The sequence below is a fragment of the Ornithinimicrobium humiphilum genome, from assembly GCF_006716885.1.
Taxonomy (GTDB): Bacteria; Actinomycetota; Actinomycetes; order Actinomycetales; family Dermatophilaceae; genus Ornithinicoccus; species Ornithinicoccus humiphilus.
Genome location: NZ_VFPU01000001.1, coordinates 2593784 through 2612512 on the forward strand (window position 1 = coordinate 2593784; position 18729 = coordinate 2612512).

Here is an 18729-nt window from a genome sequence, read left to right on the forward strand (position 1 = left end):
CCCGGCACCGACAACCAGGCCGGCTCCCCCGCCGACGGGCGCTCCTCGCGCGCCGGCCTGGGCAGCCGCAAGAAGGAGCGCATCGACCGCCTGGCCGAGGCCGGCAGCCTCTCCGCCGGGGAGGGCGTGAGCCTCTGGCAGAGCGCCTGGCGCCGCCTGCGTCGCGATCCCGTCTTCCTCGTCGGCGCCGTCATCTGCGCGGCCTTCGTGATCCTCGCGATCATCGCCCCGTGGATCGCCCCGCACGACCCCGCGGCCCGGTTGCTCATCGACCAGCGCAGCACCTCCAACCCCATCCCCGGCCCCCAGCCCGGCTTCCCGCTCGGCGCGGACGACGCCGGTCGCGACATGCTCTCCCGGCTGCTCGTCGGATCTCGCCAGACCCTCATCGTGGGCGTCATGGCGACCCTGGGCGGACTGCTCGGCGGCATGATCCTGGGCACCCTGGCCGGCGGCATCGGCGGCTGGGTCGACGCGCTCGTGATGCGCGTCGTCGACGTGATGCTCTCCATCCCGTCGCTGCTCATGGCCTTCTCGCTCGCGGCGATGTTCGCCCGGCCCAGCCAGTGGACGGTGATCCTGGCGATCGCCATCATCCAGATCCCGATCTTCGCCCGTCTGCTGCGCGGGTCGATGATGGCCCAGCGGCACAGCGACCACGTGCTGGCCGCCCGCGCCCTGGGCGTGCGACCCCCGGCGATCGTCTTCCGGCACATGCTGCCCAACTCCGTCGGTCCGGTCATCGTGCAGGGCACGCTGGTGCTCGCGGTGGCGATCATCGACGCCGCCGCCCTGTCCTTCCTCGGCCTCGGCAACGCCGACGACACCCAGCCCGAGTGGGGCCAGATGCTCGGCCGCGCGCAGCAGTACTTCAACACCCACCCCGAGGTCGCGGTCTACCCGGCGCTGTGCATCATCGTCGTCGCCCTCGGCTTCACCCTCGTGGGCGAGTCGCTCCGCGAGGCCCTCGACCCCAAGTCCCGCCGCTGAGGAGGCACCCGTGACCGCCCAGCCCACCACCGTTCCCACCACGCCCCACCACCGCGGCGACGAGCCGCTCCTCTCGGTGCGGGACCTCCGCGTCACCTTCGGCAAGGGAGCCAAGGCCTTCCGTGCCGTCGACGGCGTCGACTTCGACGTCTACCCCGGCCAGACCGTCGGCCTCGTCGGCGAGTCGGGGTGCGGCAAGTCCGTCACCTCGCTGGCCATCATGGGCCTGCTGCCCGCCCGCGGCAACACCGTCGAGGGGTCGGTCCGCTTCGCCGGCGACGACCTGCTCGCGATGCGGCCCGACCAGCTGCGTGACCGCCGCGGGCGCGACCTGGCGATGATCTTCCAGGACCCGCTCTCCTCGCTGAACCCGGTCGTCCCGCTCGGCGTCCAGGTCGCCGAGGTCATCCAGCGGCACAAGGGCAGGAACCGCTCCGACGCGCAGCGGGAGGCAGCCGAGATGCTGCGCAGGGTCGGCATCCCCGACCCCACGCGCCGGCTCAAGGAGTACCCCCACCAGCTCTCGGGCGGCATGCGCCAGCGCGCGCTCATCGCCATGGCGCTGGCCTGCGAGCCCCGGCTGCTCATCGCCGACGAGCCGACCACGGCGCTCGACGTCACCATCCAGGCGCAGATCCTCGCGCTGCTCAAGGAGCTGGTGCAGGAGTCCGGGACCGCGCTGATCATGATCACCCACGACCTGGGCGTCGTCGCCGGGCTGTGCGACGAGGTCAACGTCCTCTACGCGGGGCGGATCGTCGAGCGCGCCCAGCGGCACGACCTCTTCGCGGCGCCGCGCCACCCCTACACCGGCGGCCTGCTGGCCTCCATCCCCCGGCTCCACGAGGAGCGCGGCCGCCGGCTCACCCCGGTCCCCGGGTCGGTCTCCGACAACATCCCGTGGACCTCCGGCTGCGCCTTCGCCCCGCGCTGCGCCAGCGCGATCGAGGTATGCCGTGAGCTCACCCCCCAGCTCGTCAGCGACACCGAGGCGGTCGGCGAGGACCGGCTGCTGCGCTGCCACAACCCGTTGACGGCCAACCCGGTGGACGACACCCCCACCGTCGAGGAGGAGGCCCGATGAGCACGCCCGACGCCACCCAGCCCGCCCCGAGCACCGGTCCGCGCGGCAGCGCCACCGCGACCGCCGAGCCGGACGTCCTCCTGGACGTCCGCGGCCTCAAGGTCCACTTCCCGATCAAGAAGGGCGTGATCGTCGACCGCACGGTCGGCCACGTCTACGCCGTCGACGGCGTGGACCTGCAGATCCGCCGCGGCGAGACCTACGGCCTCGTCGGCGAGTCGGGCTGCGGCAAGTCCACGCTGGGGCGGGCGATCCTGCGCCTGGAGGAGCTCACCGAGGGCTCCGTGCTCTTCGAGGGCACCGACCTCGCCTCGCTCAAGGGCGAGGAGCTGCGCCGCCAGCGACGGCACATGCAGATGGTCTTCCAGGACCCGCTGGGCAGCCTCGACCCGCGCCAGACCGTCGAGCAGCTGCTGCTCGAGGGGATGCGTGCCCACGGGCTGACCAAGGACGGCGACGCCCGTGAGCGCCTCGGGCAGCTGCTCCAGGAGGTGGGCCTGCCCCGCACCGCGCTGTCCAAGTACCCGCACGAGTTCTCCGGCGGCCAGCGCCAGCGCGTCGGCATCGCCCGGGCGCTGTCGGTCAACCCCTCGCTCATCGTCGCGGACGAGCCCGTGAGCGCCCTCGACGTCTCGGTGCAGGCTCAGGTCATCAACCTGCTCGCCGACCTGCAGGAGGAGCTGGGGCTGACCTACCTGATCATCGCCCACGACCTCGCCGTGGTCCGCCACATCAGCGACCGCGTGGGCGTGATGTACCTCGGCGCCCTCGTGGAGGAGGCGGACGCGGACGACCTCTACCAGGAGCCGCTGCACCCCTACACGCGGGCGCTGCTCTCGGCCGTCCCCGTGCCCGACCCGACGGTCGAGGACACCCGCGAGCAGATCCTCCTGGTCGGTGACCTCCCGTCCCCCGCCAACCCGCCCGCCGGGTGCCGCTTCCACACCCGCTGCCCGTGGCGCCAGGAGACGCGCTGCGACACCGAGCGTCCGCAGCTGCGGACCGTGGAGATCAACGGGGTCCCGGCCAGCCACCGGGTGGCCTGCCACTGGGCCGAGCAGATCGCCAGCGGCGAGCTGCGGCGCCACGCGGTCAAGCCCCAGGACGTCACCGATCCGACGCTGACGGAGCACGACGTGGACACCGCGCTGGGCGCCAAGGGCACGGCCTTCCCCGGCGTCGTCGACGGCGCCTGAGCCGCGTCCGGTGCGCACCGGACCCGGCGCAGCGGGCCGACAGGCCGTCGCTACCCTTCGCCCATGAGCAGCTCCCGCCCCCGTGTCCTCGTCGTGCGCCACGAGGACGAGTGCCCCGTGGCGGGCATCGAGTCCTGGCTGGCCGACGTCGGCGTCGGCTGCGACGTCCTGCCCGCCTACCAGGGCCTGCCGGTCCCTGCGGAGCTGGTCGACCACGACGGGCTCGTCGTGCTGGGCGGGCACATGGGCGCCGACGACGACGCCGACAACCCCTGGCTCGCGCCGACGCGGTCGCTGGTCGCGGCGAGCGCCCGGGCCGGACGCCCCGTGCTCGGCGTGTGCCTGGGGCACCAGCTCTCCGCCGTCGCCCTCGGTGGCCGGGTGACGCGCAACCCCCACGGCGGCACGCGTGCGCTGCTGCCCTTCGGCGCGACCGACGAGGGGCTGACCGACGCGCTCACCTCCGCGCTGCCCGCCGGCTCCCCCGTCGTGCACTGGAACGACGACGTGGTCGTCGAGCTCCCGCCGTCGGCCGTCGCGCTGGCCACCGCGCCGGACGGCACCGTGCAGGCCGCCCGGTTCGGCGAGCGCGCGTGGGGCGTGCAGTTCCACCCGGAGGTCGACCTGGCCGTGGTCCGCGGGTGGGCCGACGGCAGCCACCCGGTCGAGGAGCAGGCCGCGCTCGGCCAGCTGGAGGCCCGGCTGAGCGAGCTGCAGCAGCCGTGGGCGGCCCTCGTGCGGCGCTTCGGCGAGATCGTCTCCGCGGCCGGGCTGGAGGTCAGCGCCGCGGTGCGGTGACGACCATCACGGGGCAGACGGCCGAGCGCATGACGCGCTGGCTGACCGACCCGAGGAGGCGCCCGGTGAAGGCGCCCCGGCCGCGGCTGCCGACGACGACGAGGTCGACGTCGCGCGAGGCCTCCGTCAGCGTCGGGACGATGGGTCCCCGGCGCACCTGGTAGTCGACCTGCACGTCCGGGTGGTCCTGCAGCGCGGGGCGCAGCACGTCGCGGAGCATCTCCTCGCGGTCGCGCTCGATCTGCTTCCACTCCGGGCTGTCGGGCTCGGTGACGACGTAGCCGTTGACGACCTCGAGGTACCACGCGGTGACCGCGGTGATGCTGGAGCCGCTGAGCGCGGCATACCTCACGGCGGCGCGCGCCGCGGCCTCGCTGTCGTCGCTGCCGTCGATCGCCACCGCGATGCGTCCGGTGTCGAGGGCCTCGACGTCCACCTCGGGGTTGATCACGACGACCGGCACGGTCGCGTGGGCCGCGACCCCGATGGACGTGGTCCCGAGGACGAACTCCTCCAGGGCGCCCTTGCGGCCGGTGCCGACCACGATCAGGGCGGCCTGGCCCTGGTGCTCGAGCAGGGACCGGACCGGCGAGCCGCGCTCGACCACCGTGGTCGCGGTGATGCCGAGCTCCTCGGCCAGCGCGGTCACGGTCTCGCGCACGGCCTCCGCGCGCGCGTCCTCGGCCTCGAGCAGCGCGGTGATGTCGGGCGCCCCGGCACCCGCGGCCCGGGCCGCCAGCGCCTCGGGCTCGCTGGAGTGCACCGCCACCAGCGGCAGTCCCGTGCGGTGGGCCAGCTTCGCCGCCCAGCGCAGCGCCGGACCGTCCGAGGCGCCGCCGTCGGCCCCTACCACGATCGACCGTGCATCCTCGCTCATCGACGACCACCTCTCGCGCCATTACTACGGGTTGTCGCAGCCATCCTAGCGAACCGGGGCGGGCCCCCGGGAGGGAGCCGGAGACCGCGCGGGAGGGGCGCCGCCACGTTTAGTAGCCTCGGACCGAAACCCGTCCCCCGTCCAAGACCGCAGGAGACCTTCGCATGTCCACGATCATCTACACGCGTACCGACGAGGCTCCCCTGCTGGCGACGTACTCGCTCAAGCCGATCATCGAGGCCTTCGCGGGGGCCGCCGGGATCGACGTCGAGACCCGGGACATCTCGCTGGCCGGGCGCATCCTGGCCCAGTTCCCCGAGCGGCTCACCGAGGAGCAGCGCCAGCCCGACGCCCTCGCCGAGCTGGGCGAGCTGGCCACCCGGCCCGAGGCCAACATCATCAAGCTCCCGAACATCTCCGCGTCCGTGCCGCAGCTGCGCGCCGCGATCGCCGAGCTGCAGGCGCAGGGCTACGACATCCCGGACTACCCCGAGTCCCCCTCCACCGACGAGGAGCGCGACGTCCGGGCCCGCTACGACAAGGTCAAGGGCTCCGCGGTCAACCCGGTCCTGCGCGAGGGCAACTCCGACCGCCGCGCCCCCGAGGCGGTCAAGAACTACGCCCGCACCCGCCCGCACTCGATGGGCGCCTGGTCGCCCGACAGCCGCACCCGCGTCGCCACCATGGGCGAGCACGACTTCGCCAGCAACGAGAAGTCGGTGGTCCTCGAGGCCGCGGACACCCTCACCATCAAGCACGTCGCCGCCGACGGCACCGAGACGGTCCTCAAGGGGTCCGTCCCGGTCGAGGCCGGCGAGGTCGTGGACGGCACCTTCATGGACGCCGCCGCGCTGCGCACCTTCCTCGCCGAGCAGGTCGCCGAGGCCGCTGACGAGGACATCCTCCTCAGCCTCCACCTCAAGGCCACGATGATGAAGGTCTCCGACCCGATCATCTTCGGCCACGCCGTGGAGGTCTTCTTCGCCGACGTCTTCGAGCGCTACGGCGCCGACCTGGAGGCCGCCGGCCTGTCCGCCAACGACGGTCTGGGCGGCATCCTCGCCGGGCTCGACGCCCTGGGCGACAAGGCCGACGAGGTGCGCGCCGCGATCCAGGAGCGCCTGCAGAAGCTGCCCCGCCTGTCGATGGTCAACTCCGACAAGGGCATCACCAACCTGCACGTCCCCAGCGACGTCATCGTCGACGCGTCCATGCCGGCGATGATCCGCAACGGCGGCAAGCTGTGGGGCCCCCAGGGCGAGGAGGACGACACCCTCGCGGTCATCCCCGACTCCTCCTACGCCGGCGTCTACCAGGCCGTGATCGAGGACTGCAAGGCCCACGGCGCCTACGACCCGACCACCATGGGCTCGGTCCCCAACGTCGGCCTCATGGCCAAGAAGGCCGAGGAGTACGGCTCCCACGACAAGACCTTCGAGATCGCGGCCGACGGCACCGTCCAGGTCGTCGACTCCTCCGGTGCGGTCCTGCTCGAGCACGCCGTCTCCGCCGGTGACATCTGGCGCGCCTGCCAGACCAAGGACGAGCCGATCCGCGACTGGGTCAAGCTCGCCGTCACCCGCGCCCGCGCCACCGGGGACCCGGCCGTCTTCTGGCTCGACGAGAACCGCGCCCACGACGCCAACCTCATCGCCAAGGTGCAGCAGTACCTCGGCGACCACGACACCGACGGGCTCGACGTCCGCATCATGTCCCCGGTCGAGGCCACCAGGCTGTCGGTGCAGCGCATCCGCGAGGGCAAGAACACCATCTCGGTCACGGGCAACGTGCTGCGCGACTACAACACCGACCTCTTCCCCATCCTCGAGGTCGGCACCAGCGCCAAGATGCTCTCGGTCGTCCCGCTGATGAGCGGCGGCGGTCTCTTCGAGACCGGTGCGGGCGGCTCGGCCCCCAAGCACGTCCAGCAGCTGCAGCAGGAGAACTACCTGCGCTGGGACAGCCTCGGCGAGTTCCTCGCGCTGGCCGAGTCGCTGCGCCACCTCGCGGACCGTGACGGCAACGCCAAGGCCCGCGTGCTGGGCGACGCCCTGGACCGCGCCACCGAGCGCGTCCTGACCGAGGACAGGTCCCCGGCCCGCCGCCTGGGCCAGATCGACAACCGCGGCAGCCACTTCTACCTCGCGCTCTACTGGGCGCAGGCGCTCGCCGAGCAGACCGAGGACGCCGAGCTCGCGGAGCGCTTCGCCCCGGTGGCGGCCGAGCTGTCCGAGAAGGAGCAGCAGATCGCCCAGGAGCTGCTTGACGTGCAGGGCTCCCCGGTCGACCTGGGCGGCTACTACCACCCGGACGACGCCAAGGCCGCCGCCGCGATGCGTCCCTCGGCCACCTTCAACGCGGTGATCGACGCGCTGCGCGGCTGACGTCCTCGCGCTCGCCAGGACCGCCCCCGTTCCCCCCAGGGACCGGGGGCGGTCCTGCGTCCGGGGGTATGCCGTGGGGTCGCCGTCGCTGCGACGCGCGCACCGTCGAGCCGTCCTGGGAGCACCCCGCCGGAGGATGGCCCGCAGAGCAGGTGATAGGACTCTTCGGTGAGCACACCCGTCCCGCCCCGCCCCTCCGCCGGCGGGTCCGTGGGCTTCGGGCTCGTCCTGGCCGCCGTCGTGCTCGCCTCGGTCAACCTGCGGCCCGGCGCCAGCAGCGTCGGTCCGGTGCTGGCCGAGGTGTCCTCCTCGCTGGGGATGACCGCCGGCACGGCGGGCGCGCTCACGGCGCTGCCGGGCCTGCTCTTCGGCCTGGCCGGCGCCCTGGCCGTCGGGACGGCCCGCAGGCTCGGGATGACCGCGACGATCACCCTCGGGCTGACGGCCGTCGTGCTGGGGCTGGTGGGAAGGGTCCTCACCGAGCACGTGCCGGTCTTCCTGGCCCTCAGCGTCCTGGCGCTGGCGGGCATGGCGGTCGGCAACGTCCTGGTGCCCGCCTGGGTCAAGCGGCACTCCCCGGACGGCGGTGTACGCCTGCTGACCCTCTACAGCACCGGTCTGACCCTCGGCGGTGCCCTCGGCCCGGCGCTCGCGGCCCCGATCGGCGAGGTCAGCGGCCTCGGCTGGCGCGGCGGGCTGGGCGTCTGGGGCCTGCTGGCCCTCGGCGCCCTGGTCCCGTGGTCGCTGGCCACCCTCCGGGAGCGCCACGGCACGGGCGTGCCGGCCGCGCCCACGCCGGCCCCGGGCGGACGGGTGCGCCGCTCCCCCACCGCGATCGCTCTGACGGCGCTCTTCGGGCTGCAGTCGATGAACGCCTACGTGCAGTTCGGCTGGCTGCCGCAGATCTTCCGCGACGCGGGGCTCGACGCCACGTCCGCGGGGCTGCTCGTCTCGCTCCTGACGGCCGTCGGCATCGTGGGCGCGCTCCTCATGCCGACGGTGATCGCCCGCTCCCGCACGCTCGCGCCCTGGATGGTGGGCTTCGGCGCGCTGCTGGTCGCCGGCTACGCCGGGATCTACGCCGCCCCCGCAACGCTCCCCTGGCTCTGGGCCGTGCTGCTGGGCGTCGCGGGGTGGGCGTTCCCGACCGCGATCGCGCTCATCACGATCCGGACCCGCGACCCGCGGGTGACGGCCCGGCTCTCGGGCTTCGTCCAGCCGGTCGGCTACCTCCTGGCCGCGCTCGGCCCGTTCGTGGTCGGCCTCGTCCACGGCGCCACCGGCACCTGGACGGCCGTGCTGCTGCTCCTCATGGGCAGCGGCGTCCTGCTCACGCTCGCCGGGCTGCGCTGCTCGCGCCCCTCCTACGTCGACGACGAGCTCACGCCGGCCTGACCGGTCGTCGCGCCGACCCTTCGTCGGGCTCGTCACGGGCTCACGCCTATACTCCGCAACCGCGATCCATCCCCCTACCGTCTGGAGCACCATGCGCCTTCGTCACTCCCTCCCGATCCTCTGTGCCGCCGCGACGCTGGCGGTGACCGGCTGCGGGAGCACCGACGACGCGCCGAGCGACGATGCCGCCCCGAGCACGGCTGCCGCCCCCACCGCGGCGCCCGCCACCACCGCCGACGACGCCGATGCCGATCCCGACCCGAACGACGCCGACGACGCCAGCGCGGACGACGCCGCTGACGCGGGCGGTCCGGTCGAGGCCTACCTGGACTGGCTCGCCGCCTCCCGCGAGCCGGACGCGCCGCGGGCGTGCGCACTGATGAGCGAGGAGCTCCAGACCCGCATGCTGGCTGAGCTGTCCGCGGCCCTCGGCACGGAGCTCACCGACTGCGAGGCGATGATCACGGACACGGCGGCCATGTACGCCGCTGCCGGTTCGAGCGCCGAGGTCGACGTCGAGGTGGTGACGGAGACCTCCACGGAGGCGACCCTCTTCGCCACCTACCTCGAGACGGGCAAGTGCGGGACGATCCACCTCGGCGCGACCGCGACCGGCTGGATCCTCACCGAGCAGAGCGAGGAGTGCGCCGGCTAGCCGTTCCGGCCGCGGCCGGCTCGGTGCGTCGGGCGGCGGGTGGTCGCCCCCCTGCCGGTGGGGACCGACCCGGATCGCCCACGGCGCACCTCGGCGGGCCTACCCGCGGGCGCCCTCCCAGGGATAGCCCGCGGCGACGAAGGCGTCGCGCACGGCCTCGCGGGCACCCTCCACGTCAGCGTCGAAGAGCGTCTGCCCGTGGACGCCCTCGATGACGACGGCGCCGCGGCGCCGGTAGACGGCGTCGATCTTGGCGCGCGGGATCACCCGTTCCACCTCACCCCGCCGCCGCACCTCGACGGCGTCGGGGCCGATCTCGAGCACCGGTGAGTCTGCCAGCACCCAGGCCGCCAGGCCGAGGCCCGCCAGCAGCCCGAGCAGGGGCCTGCCCCAGACCAACCAGGCGCTGTCGAAGGAGCTCAGCAGCTCCAGCGGCCCTTGGAAGGGCACCCAGGGCAGGCCGCTCGCCCAGCGAGCCAGCAGGGGCAGGAGAGCGCCGAGGCCGACTCCGCCGGTCATGAAGAGCGCGAGGACCCAGGCCTGGCCGCCCCGGTCGAAGCCCCCGACCCGGCGCGGTGCGGGCACGGAGGGGTCGGTGGCCATGCCAGGGATGCTAGCGCGGACCGGCTCGGGCTACCGGCACCGACCGGCACCGCCGGCGGCCCGGCTCCAGGCGAGGAACGCCTCGACCAGGTGGCCCACGGCGTCCGGCGCCGCCGCCCGGATCGCCTGCGGCTGGGGCCGCGTGATGGTCGCGACCGCCACGACGACCTCCAGCGCGGACAGGTCCTCGCGCACGGTCCCGGCGTCCTGGAGCCGGCACAGCAGCTGCTCGACCTCTTCCAGGGCCTGCTGCTGAGGCTCGACCGCCTGGGCGAGGTAGCCCTCCCGGGACGCCCGCCCCAGGGCGTCGGTGAGCGCACCGACGTCCATGGCGACGAGGTCGCGGACCAGCCCGGACCAGGCCTCCCACGGGTCCTGCGCGCCACGCTCACCGGCACGGCCCACGGCCGCGCGGATGTCGGCCAGGATGTCCAGCACGACCGCCACGAGGAGGCTCTCCCGTGAGGGGAAGTTGCGGTAGAGCGTGGCGATCCCGACCCCGCTCGCGGCCGCCACGGCCTCCAGACCGATGTCTCCGCCGCGCGCGGCGAACAGACGACGGGCCTGGCTGACCAGCGTCGCGCGCCGTCTGAGGGCGTCTGCGCGCACGGCTCTCCTTCGGGCGACGTGAGGACCGGGCGATCCGTCGTGCGGCGTCAGACGTTGAAGCGGAACTCCACGACGTCGCCGTCCTGCATGACGTAGTCCTTGCCCTCGATCCGGACCCGGCCGGCCTCCTTGGCCCTGGCCATGGACCCGGCGGCGTCGAGATCGGCGAAGGAGACGACCTCGGCCTTGATGAAGCCGCGCTCGAAGTCGGTGTGGATGACGCCCGCGGCCTGCGGGGCGGTCCAGCCCTTGCGGATGGTCCAGGCGCGCGTCTCCTTGGGCCCGGCGGTCAGGTAGGTCTGCAGGCCGAGGGTGTCGAAACCGATGCGGGCCAGCTGGTCCAGACCCGGCTCGTCGACGCCGACCGACTCGAGCAGCTCGCGGGTCTCCTCCTCGTCGAGCTCGGCCAGGTCGGCCTCGAGCTTGGCGTTGAGGTAGATGGCCTCGGCCGGGGCCACGAGGGCGGCGAGCTCGTCGTGGAGCGCCTCGTCGGTCAGGCCGTCCTCGTCGAGGTTGAAGACGTAGAGGAAGGGCTTGGTCGTCAGCAGGCCGAGCTGGCGCGCGGCCGCGACGTCGACACCGGCCGCCTCGCCGGAGGCGTAGAGGGTCTCGCCGCGCTCCAGGACGGTGCGGGCGGCCAGGGCGGTGTCGAGGACCTCCTTGTCGGTCTTCTTGCCCTTGACCTCCTTCTCCAGCCGCGGGATGGCGTTCTCCAGCGTCTGGAGGTCGGCCAGGATCAGCTCGGTGTTGATGGTCTCGATGTCGTCGCGCGGGGACACCTTGCCGTCGACGTGGACCACGTCGTCGTCGCGGAAGGCGCGGACCACCTGGCAGATGGCGTCGGCCTCGCGGATGTTGGCGAGGAACTTGTTGCCCAGGCCCTCACCCTCGCTGGCGCCGCGCACGATGCCGGCGATGTCCACGAAGCTCACGGTCGCGGGCAGGATCCGGGCGCTGCCGAAGATCTCCGCGAGCCGCGCGAGGCGCCGGTCCTTGAGCGGGACCACGCCGATGTTGGGCTCGATCGTCGCGAACGGGTAGTTCGCCGCGAGGACGGAGTTCTTGGTCAGGGCGTTGAAGAGGGTCGACTTGCCGACGTTGGGCAGGCCGACGATTCCGATGGTGAGTGCCACGGGGTCAGGAGTCTACCGGTGCCGCGGGACCACCGACGCCGCGCGGACGGCGGCGAGCACGTGGTCCGGCCCGCCCGGCGTGGGCGTCGCGGTCTGTCGGTGCCGGCTGGCAGGGTCGGGGCCATGACGATGCAGTGGTGGCACCTGACGCTGGCCGGGGTGGCCGTGCTCCTGCTGGGCATGCTCCTGGGCGCGGCCGTCGTTCGCGGCCGCGCGGCCGTCCGGCTCGCCGGGGCGGAGGCCGAGCGCGACGGGCTGGCCCGCGAGCTCGCGGCGGTGCGGGAGGACGCGCGCGAGGACCGCGAGGCCGCCGCCCAGCTCGCCCCGCTGCGGGCCGCGCTGGAACGGGTCGAGACCCAGGTGCGCACGTTGGAGCGCGACCGCGTGGAGCAGTTCGGGCAGGTCGGCGAGCACCTGGCCCAGGTCGCCGCGACGACGCGCACCCTCCAGGAGCAGACCGCTGGCCTCGCGGGGGCGCTCAACTCCTCGACCACCCGCGGCACCTGGGGCGAGGTGCAGCTGCGCCGCGTCCTGGAGCACGCCGGGATGCTCGAGCGCTGCGACTTCGACGAGCAGGTGGGTGCGGTCAGCCGGCATGACATCCGGGTCCGCCCCGACGTCGTCGTGCGCCTGCCCGGCGAGAAGTTCCTCGTGCTCGACAGCAAGGCGCCCCTGACGGCCTTCCTGCGCGCGCAGGCCGACGGGCTGGCCCCGGAGGAGGTCGCGCGGCTGCTCCGGCAGCACGCCGACAGCCTGCGCGGCCACGTGGACGCCCTCGCGGGCAAGGAGTACTGGTCGGCCTTCCCCACCTCGCCCGAGCTCGTGGTCTGCTTCGTGCCGGGCGATGCCGTGCTCGCCGCCGCGCTGCGGGCCGCGCCCGACCTCTACGACCATGCGCAGTCGCGGAGGGTCGTGCTGGCCTCCCCCGCGGTCCTGCTGGCCCTGCTGCGGGCCACCGCCCTGGCGTGGCAGCAGGACACCCTCACCGACAACGCCCGTGAGCTGCTGCGCCTGGGCACCGACCTGCACCAGCGGCTGGCCACGCTCGGCCGCCACGTCACGGGCATGGGCACCGCGCTGCGGCGCTCGGTGGAGGCCTACAACCAGCTCGTCGGCACGCTCGAGTCGCGGGTCCTGGTGACCTCGCGGCGAATGCACGACCTCGGCCTGGTCGAGACGCCCGTGCCCGCACCTCCATCCCTGGAGGTCGCGCCGCGCCCGCTCACCAGCACCGAGCTGCTGAGCGGTGAGCTCGAGTCCGTCGCTCCGCCGCGCCGCGAGCTGGGCGACGTCGCGCCGCCCCGCCGTCGCGACGTGCACGGGGACGAGACCGACGAGGCGGTCTCCTAGACGCCGGAGCGCCATCCCGCGGCCCGGCAGGCGCCGGGGCGGGACCCCGTCTCAGCGCAGGTGCTCGTCGCGGCCGGTCGGGATGGCGCTCGGGTCGTGCCGGACCTTGGCGGCCTGCTGGCCGGCGGCCTTGAGGTCGCGGCGCAGCTCGGTCGGCAGGGCGAAGAGCAGCGACTCCTCGGCCGCCGTCACGGCCTGCACGTCGGCGTAGCCGCGCTCGGCCAGCCAGTCCAGCACGTCGCGGACCAGGATCTCGGGCACGCTCGCACCGCTGGTCACCCCGACCGTGGTCACGCCGTCGAGCCACGCCTCGTCGATCTCCTCGGCGTAGTCGACCAGGTGGCCGTCGCGGGAGCCGTACTCCAGCGCGACCTCGACCAGCCGCTTGGAGTTGGAGGAGTTCTGCGAGCCCACCACGATCATGAGGTCGCAGTCGGCCGCCATCTGCTTGACGGCGACCTGCCGGTTCTGGGTGGCGTAGCAGATGTCGTCGCTGGGCGGGTCCTGCAACAGCGGGAACTTCTCGCGCAGCCTGCGCACCGTCTCCATGGTCTCGTCGACCGACAGCGTGGTCTGGGAGAGCCACACCACCTTCTCGGGGTCGCGCACCTCGACGTGCTCCACGTCGTCGGGGCTCTCCACGAGCGTGATGTGGTCGGGCGCCTCACCGGCGGTGCCCTCGACCTCCTCGTGGCCCTCGTGGCCGACGAGGAGGATGTCGTAGTCCTCGTCCGCGAAGCGCACGGCCTCGCGGTGCACCTTGGTGACCAGCGGGCAGGTGGCGTCGATGGTCTGCAGGCTGCGGACCCGGGCCTCGGCGTGGACCGCCGGGCTGACGCCGTGGGCGGAGAAGATCACCCGGGCGCCCTTGGGCACCTCGGAGGTCTCGTCCACGAAGATCGCGCCGCGCCGCTCCAGGGTCTTCACGACGTGCTTGTTGTGCACGATCTCCTTGCGGACGTAGACGGGCGGGCCGTACAGCTCCAGGGCCTTCTCGACCGTCACGACCGCGCGGTCCACACCGGCGCAGTAGCCGCGCGGCGCCGCCAGGAGGACCCGCCTGGCCCCGGGCTCGCCCGGCGCGGGCACGGAGACGTCGGTCGGCTGGGACGAGGGAGTCGTGGTGGTCACGCCCCCATGGTAGGCAACGGCCCTGGATCCCCCCTGGGCACGAGCACCCCGGCCAGGATCCGTGCCAGCTCCTCGGGGTGGGTCAGCGGCAGCAGGTGGGTCGCCCGCGGCACCGTCACGACCGTCGCCCGCGGCGCCGCCGCGGCGAACTGGCGCACGTGCAGCCGCATCTGGTCGTACTGGCCGTTGACCAGGACCACCGGGCAGGTGACGTCGCGCAGCAGGTCGGGACCGCAGGCGTCCATCACCGCCTGCCACGCCGCGGGCAGCGCGGCATAGGCCTCTCCGCCGGGCAGCACCTCGGCGACCTGGTCCCCCGCACCCAGCCAGCGCACCATCCGGTTGGTGCGCCGCGCGAGCCGCTCGGGGTCGGACCGGCCGACGAGGGCGGCGAAGCCGCGGTAGACCGCCGTGAGCGGGCCGGACGGGTCCGCCGTCGCCCCCACGAGGACCAGCGCGGCCAGCCGGTCGGAGTGCTGCGCGGCGTGGACCATGGCCATGTAGCCGCCCAGGCTGTGACCCGCGAGCACCACCCGCTGACCGGGGGCGGCCCCTTCCACCGCGGCCGCGATCGTGGCCACGGCCGCCTCCAGCGTGAACTCCTCCCCGACCCTGCTCCCGTGCCCCGGCAGGTCGGGCGCCACGATCTCGGCCTGGGGCAGCAGCGCCCGGTAGGGCTCCCACTGCCGCGCGTCGATCCGCGTCCCGTGGACGAGGACGAGGCGCGGTCGCGCGCTGCGGTCGGGCATGCTCCTTAGGCTAGGGCCCGTGACGAGCGCCTCCCTGCCACCCACCGCCCGCGACACCACCGCGGCGACCCCGTGGCCCGTGCGCACGCTGTCCATGAAGATCAGCGACTACGTCGACAAGATGTCCCCGCTGTGGGTCGAGGGGCAGATCGTCCAGCTCAACCGGCGGCCCGGCATGTCGACGGCCTTCCTCACGCTGCGCGACACCGACGTCGACATGTCGCTGTCGGTGGCGATCCCCGTGGGCGCCCTCGACGCCATGCCCTCCCCGCCGCAGCAGGGCGCACGCGTGGTCGTGCACGCCAAGCCGACCTTCTGGACCAAGCGCGGCACCCTCCAGCTCGAGGCGCGCCAGATGCGCCACGTCGGGGTCGGCGAGCTGCTGGCGCGGCTGGAGCACCTCAAGCAGCTGCTGCGCTCGGAGGGTCTCTTCGACGCTTCCCGCAAGCGCCCCCTGCCCTTCCTCCCCCACACCATCGGCCTCGTCGTCGGCCGCGGCACCGCGGCGGAGCGCGACGTCCTCGCCGGGGTTCGCCGGCGCTGGCCGGCCGCCCGCTTCGAGATCCGTCAGGTCGCGGTGCAGGGCACCGGCACGGTCCCCGGGGTGACCGCGGCGCTGCGCGAGCTCGACGAGCTGCCCGAGGTGGAGGTGATCGTCATCGCCCGCGGCGGGGGCTCCTTCGAGGACCTGCTCCCGTTCAGCAACGAGGGCCTGCTGCGAGCCGTCGCCGCCGCGCGCACCCCCGTGGTCTCGGCCATCGGTCACGAGACCGACACCCCGCTGCTCGACCACGTCGCCGACCTGCGGGCCTCCACCCCCACCCACGCCGCGGCCGCGATCGTGCCCGACGTCGCCGACGAGCTGCGCGGGCTCGCCACCGTGCGCCGTCGCGGCCGGCAGGCGCTGCAGCGACGGGTCACCACCGAGCGCGAACGCATCCGGGGGTTGATGAGCCGCCCGGTCATGGCCGACCGGCACGCCATCGTGGCCCAGCACCGCGCCGACATCGACGCGCTGAGGAGTCGCGCGCTGCGGCGGGTCGAGGACCGCCTGGCCCGCGAGCACGACCGCACCGGGTCGCTGCTGGCGCACCTGCGGGCCGTCTCGCCGCAGCGCACCCTGGAGCGGGGGTATGCCGTGGTGCGGCACCGCGACGGCACCATCGTCCGCGACCGGGCGGAGGTCGAGGCCGGCGAGCTGCTGCGCGTCACCGTCGCCCACGGGGACTTCGCGGTCCGGCCGGTCGCCGATCCCGCCGACGCCGCGCTGCCGACGACCTAGGAGGTCGGACCGCCGGGAAGGTCCGGCGGGGAGCCGGGAAGCCCCGGGGTGCCGGGCTCGTCCGGCGGCGAGGGGGAGGGCTCGGGCTGCTCCGGTCCGGGCGCCGGCAGCGGGTCCGGCTGCGTCCCCGGGTCGCTGGGGCGGGAGGGCTGGGCGGGGCCGGGCCCCGGTTCGCCGGGGACGCCCGGCTCGTGCGGGGCGGGGTCGGGCGCGGGCGTCGGGCCGGGCCCGGTCGGGTCGACGGGCGTGCTCGGGTCGGACGGCGTCCCGGGAGGGACGGGCTGCTCACCCATGGCGGGCCTCCTTCGTCGAGGGCACCTCCACCGTAGGCACAGGTCCCGGCGACGGCAGGGCGGACGGCCCCGGGGAGGCTAGGCTGGCCGGATGAGCGACACCCCCGACCTCGCCCCCGTGACGGAGCTCAGCTACGAGGAGGCCCGCGACGAGCTGGTCGCTCTCGTGTCCCGGATCGAGGGCGGACAGGTGCCCCTCGAGGAGGCCATGGTGCTGTGGGAGCGCGGCGAGCAGCTCGCCGCGCACTGCCAGGCCAAGCTGGACGCCGCCCAGGCCAGCCTCGACCGCGCCTCCGAGCAGGCCGCCCCGACGGCGCCGCAGCCCGAGGGCGAGGCGGACGTCGAGGGCTGACCCCGGACGCCGACCTGCCACGTCGACCTGCCGGTCGCCCCGATCGGCGTCGCGCCTCCCGCCCGGGGTTCGCGCCTAGTCCCCGGCCTCGACCGAGGCGAGGAAGACCTCGAACTCCTCCTGGCCGGCCGTGCCGTGCACGGCGACCGTCGAGCCGCCGGTCACGTCCGGGCCGAGGACGTAGGCCGTCTCGGCGTTGCCGCGGGACGGGCCGGACCACACCTGCCAGGTCTGCTCGCCCACGGGTCCGGGCAGCCGCACCTGCGCGTCGGTGGCGCTGGCGTCGGGCAGCGCCTCCTCGAACCACTCCGGGGTCACGTCGGCGGCCTGGTGCAGGGCGACGTACTCGCCCTTCGGAGAGACGTAGGAGATGTGCCAGGTCGGCACGTCGGCCACCCGGGCGTCGTACCAGAGCACGGTGGGCGTCCAGCCCTCGCCGGGGTCCGGCACCCAGACCGGCCACTGCGCCTGCTCGACCACGTAGTTCGTGGTCTGCTCGAGCTCCGGGGCGCGCTGCTGCTGGGTGGACGGGCTGGAGGTCATGGACCACCACGCCAGCACGATGAGCGTGACGAGGAGCATGGAGTAGACCATGTTGCGCACCGTCCAGGAGGCCATCCGGCGCTGCCTGCGGACCTCCGGGGACTCGCCCGGTCCGGGCGCCGCGGTCGTCGCCGGTGCCTCGTCGGTCTGCGCAGGGGTGGTCTCGCTCACCCCTCCATGGTCGCATCCCGGCGACCCCGGCCGGACCGCCGGGCGGCTAGGGTGGAACGGCACCACGCCGCCCGACGAAGGAGTCCGCATGACCACGGCCCCCACCTCCCCCCGCCCCAGCACCGAGCAGGTCCTCCCCGACCGCAACCTGGCGCTGGAGCTCGTGCGGGTCACCGAGGCAGCGGCCCTCGCGGCCGGCCGTTGGGTGGGCCGCGGTGACAAGAACCTCGCCGACAACGCCGCCGTCGAGGCGATGCGCAAGGTCATCTCCTCCGTCGCCATGGACGGCGTCGTCGTCATCGGCGAGGGCGAGAAGGACGAGGCGCCGATGCTCTTCAACGGCGAGCGGGTCGGCGACGGCACCGGCCCCCGGGTGGACGTCGCGGTCGACCCGATCGACGGCACGACGCCGACGGCCAAGGGCATGGACAACTCCATCGCGGTCATGGCCGTCTCCGAGCGCGGCACCATGTACGACCCGTCGGCGGTCTTCTACATGGACAAGCTCGTCGTCGGCGCCGACGTGGCCGACCGCGTCGACATCCGGCTGCCCATCCGCGAGAACCTGCGCCGGATCGCCAAGGCGAAGAAGCGCTACATCGAGGACCTCACGGTCATCATGCTCGACCGTCCCCGGCACGAGCAGTACACCCGCGAGGTGCGCGAGGCGGGCGCCCGGCTGCGGTTCATCACCGACGGCGACGTCGCCGGCGCGATCGCGGCGGCGCGCGAGGACTCCTCCGTCGACATGCTCATCGGCATCGGGGGCACCCCCGAGGGCATCATCACCGCCTGCGCCATGAAGGCCATGGGCGGTGTCATCCAGGGCAAGCTGTGGCCCAAGGACGACGAGGAGCGCCAGAAGGCGATCGACGCCGGCCACGACCTCGACCGCGTGCTCTCGACCGACGACCTCGTCCAGGGCGACAACTGCTTCTTCGTCGCGACCGGGATCACCACGGGCGAGCTGCTCAAGGGCGTGCGCTACGGCTCCGGCTCGGCCGTGACCAACTCCCTCGTCATGCGCTCCAAGTCCGGCACGATCCGGGAGATCATCTCCCACCACCGCCTCGACAAGGTGGCCCGGATCGCCGACTCCCTCTCCCCCGAGCACCAGCTCTGAGCCGGGAGGTC

Annotated in this window: 19 protein-coding genes; 11 read left to right on the forward strand and 8 right to left on the reverse strand. The window is 73.9% G+C overall.

Translation table 11 applies throughout. The annotated features are described in order from the left end of the window. The first annotated feature begins 57 nt into the window (after window positions 1-57). From FB476_RS12190 to FB476_RS12205, 4 genes are all read left to right on the forward strand, one after another. Window positions 58-990 (forward strand): ABC transporter permease, encoded by a 933-nt coding sequence (locus tag FB476_RS12190; protein ID WP_141820270.1) that lies wholly within the window; start codon window positions 58-60, stop codon window positions 988-990. Between the two features lie 10 nt (window positions 991-1000). Beyond that, the gene (locus tag FB476_RS12195) at window positions 1001-2074 is read left to right on the forward strand and encodes an ABC transporter ATP-binding protein (RefSeq protein ID WP_141819170.1); all 1074 of its coding nucleotides are present in this window, start codon (window positions 1001-1003) and stop codon (window positions 2072-2074) included. Continuing rightward, window positions 2071-3270 carry an ABC transporter ATP-binding protein gene (locus FB476_RS12200; RefSeq protein ID WP_141819172.1) on the forward strand — a complete coding sequence of 400 codons (1200 nt, stop codon included), beginning with the start codon at window positions 2071-2073 and terminating at the stop codon, window positions 3268-3270. The genes FB476_RS12195 and FB476_RS12200 overlap by 4 nt, the downstream gene beginning before the upstream one ends. Window positions 3271-3333: 63 nt before the next feature. Beyond that, complete coding sequence (locus FB476_RS12205) at window positions 3334-4068, forward strand: type 1 glutamine amidotransferase (protein ID WP_141819174.1); 735 nt, start codon at window positions 3334-3336, stop codon at window positions 4066-4068. Here FB476_RS12205 and FB476_RS12210 read toward each other — a convergent pair. Next, the gene (locus FB476_RS12210) at window positions 4049-4945 is read right to left on the reverse strand and encodes a universal stress protein (protein WP_141819176.1); all 897 of its coding nucleotides are present in this window, start codon (window positions 4943-4945) and stop codon (window positions 4049-4051) included. The two genes, FB476_RS12205 and FB476_RS12210, sit on opposite strands and share 20 nt — an antisense overlap. A gap of 164 nt (window positions 4946-5109) precedes the next feature. On the opposite strand from FB476_RS12210, the gene FB476_RS12215 reads away from it, so the two are divergent. The 3 genes from FB476_RS12215 (at window position 5110) to FB476_RS12225 (ending at window position 9379) form a co-directional block, all read left to right on the forward strand. Then, window positions 5110-7329 carry an NADP-dependent isocitrate dehydrogenase gene (locus tag FB476_RS12215; protein ID WP_141819178.1) on the forward strand — a complete coding sequence of 740 codons (2220 nt, stop codon included), beginning with the start codon at window positions 5110-5112 and terminating at the stop codon, window positions 7327-7329. A 168-nt stretch (window positions 7330-7497) separates the two neighbouring features. After that, a complete protein-coding gene (locus tag FB476_RS12220) occupies window positions 7498-8724 on the forward strand; it encodes an MFS transporter (RefSeq protein WP_141819180.1) in 1227 nt (408 codons plus the stop codon). Between the two features lie 91 nt (window positions 8725-8815). After that, complete coding sequence (locus FB476_RS12225; protein WP_141819182.1) at window positions 8816-9379, forward strand: hypothetical protein; 564 nt, start codon at window positions 8816-8818, stop codon at window positions 9377-9379. Window positions 9380-9478: 99 nt separating this feature from the next. Here FB476_RS12225 and FB476_RS12230 read toward each other — a convergent pair whose 3' ends face one another. The 3 genes from FB476_RS12230 to ychF are packed head-to-tail and all read right to left on the reverse strand — an operon-like array spanning window position 9479 to window position 11724. After that, the gene (locus tag FB476_RS12230) at window positions 9479-9982 is read right to left on the reverse strand and encodes a YqeB family protein (RefSeq protein WP_141819184.1); all 504 of its coding nucleotides are present in this window, start codon (window positions 9980-9982) and stop codon (window positions 9479-9481) included. 30 nt (window positions 9983-10012) lie between these two features. Continuing rightward, window positions 10013-10591 carry a TetR/AcrR family transcriptional regulator gene (locus FB476_RS12235; protein WP_141819186.1) on the reverse strand — a complete coding sequence of 193 codons (579 nt, stop codon included), beginning with the start codon at window positions 10589-10591 and terminating at the stop codon, window positions 10013-10015. A gap of 47 nt (window positions 10592-10638) precedes the next feature. Beyond that, a complete protein-coding gene (gene ychF / locus FB476_RS12240) occupies window positions 10639-11724 on the reverse strand; it encodes a redox-regulated ATPase YchF (RefSeq protein ID WP_141819188.1) in 1086 nt (361 codons plus the stop codon). 123 nt (window positions 11725-11847) lie between these two features. Between ychF and FB476_RS12245 the strand changes: the two genes are divergently transcribed. Then, on the forward strand, window positions 11848-13074 hold the full coding sequence (locus tag FB476_RS12245) for a DNA recombination protein RmuC (protein WP_238329694.1): 1227 nt from the start codon (window positions 11848-11850) through the stop codon (window positions 13072-13074). 51 nt (window positions 13075-13125) lie between these two features. Here FB476_RS12245 and FB476_RS12250 read toward each other — a convergent pair whose 3' ends face one another. Together FB476_RS12250 and FB476_RS12255 are read right to left on the reverse strand one after the other, a co-directional pair. After that, a complete protein-coding gene (locus FB476_RS12250) occupies window positions 13126-14163 on the reverse strand; it encodes a 4-hydroxy-3-methylbut-2-enyl diphosphate reductase (protein ID WP_141820274.1) in 1038 nt (345 codons plus the stop codon). 38 nt (window positions 14164-14201) lie between these two features. Continuing rightward, window positions 14202-14954 carry an alpha/beta fold hydrolase gene (locus FB476_RS12255; RefSeq protein ID WP_170233611.1) on the reverse strand — a complete coding sequence of 251 codons (753 nt, stop codon included), beginning with the start codon at window positions 14952-14954 and terminating at the stop codon, window positions 14202-14204. Window positions 14955-14973: 19 nt separating this feature from the next. Between FB476_RS12255 and xseA the strand changes: the two genes are divergently transcribed. Continuing rightward, complete coding sequence (gene xseA / locus FB476_RS12260; protein WP_141819192.1) at window positions 14974-16236, forward strand: exodeoxyribonuclease VII large subunit; 1263 nt, start codon at window positions 14974-14976, stop codon at window positions 16234-16236. Here the strand turns inward: xseA and FB476_RS12265 are convergent. Further along, window positions 16233-16529: a hypothetical protein gene (locus FB476_RS12265; RefSeq protein WP_141819193.1), complete on the reverse strand. Its 297-nt coding sequence runs from the start codon at window positions 16527-16529 to the stop codon at window positions 16233-16235. The two genes, xseA and FB476_RS12265, sit on opposite strands and share 4 nt — an antisense overlap. A gap of 91 nt (window positions 16530-16620) precedes the next feature. On the opposite strand from FB476_RS12265, the gene FB476_RS12270 reads away from it, so the two are divergent. Next, entirely contained in the window at window positions 16621-16881 is a 261-nt protein-coding gene (locus tag FB476_RS12270; protein ID WP_141819196.1) for an exodeoxyribonuclease VII small subunit, read from the forward strand. Between the two features lie 75 nt (window positions 16882-16956). Here FB476_RS12270 and FB476_RS12275 read toward each other — a convergent pair whose 3' ends face one another. Beyond that, window positions 16957-17595 (reverse strand): DUF4245 domain-containing protein, encoded by a 639-nt coding sequence (locus FB476_RS12275; protein WP_170233613.1) that lies wholly within the window; start codon window positions 17593-17595, stop codon window positions 16957-16959. A gap of 88 nt (window positions 17596-17683) precedes the next feature. Between FB476_RS12275 and glpX the strand changes: the two genes are divergently transcribed. Further along, complete coding sequence (glpX, locus tag FB476_RS12280) at window positions 17684-18718, forward strand: class II fructose-bisphosphatase (protein ID WP_141819200.1); 1035 nt, start codon at window positions 17684-17686, stop codon at window positions 18716-18718. The last annotated feature ends 11 nt before the right edge of the window (window positions 18719-18729 follow it).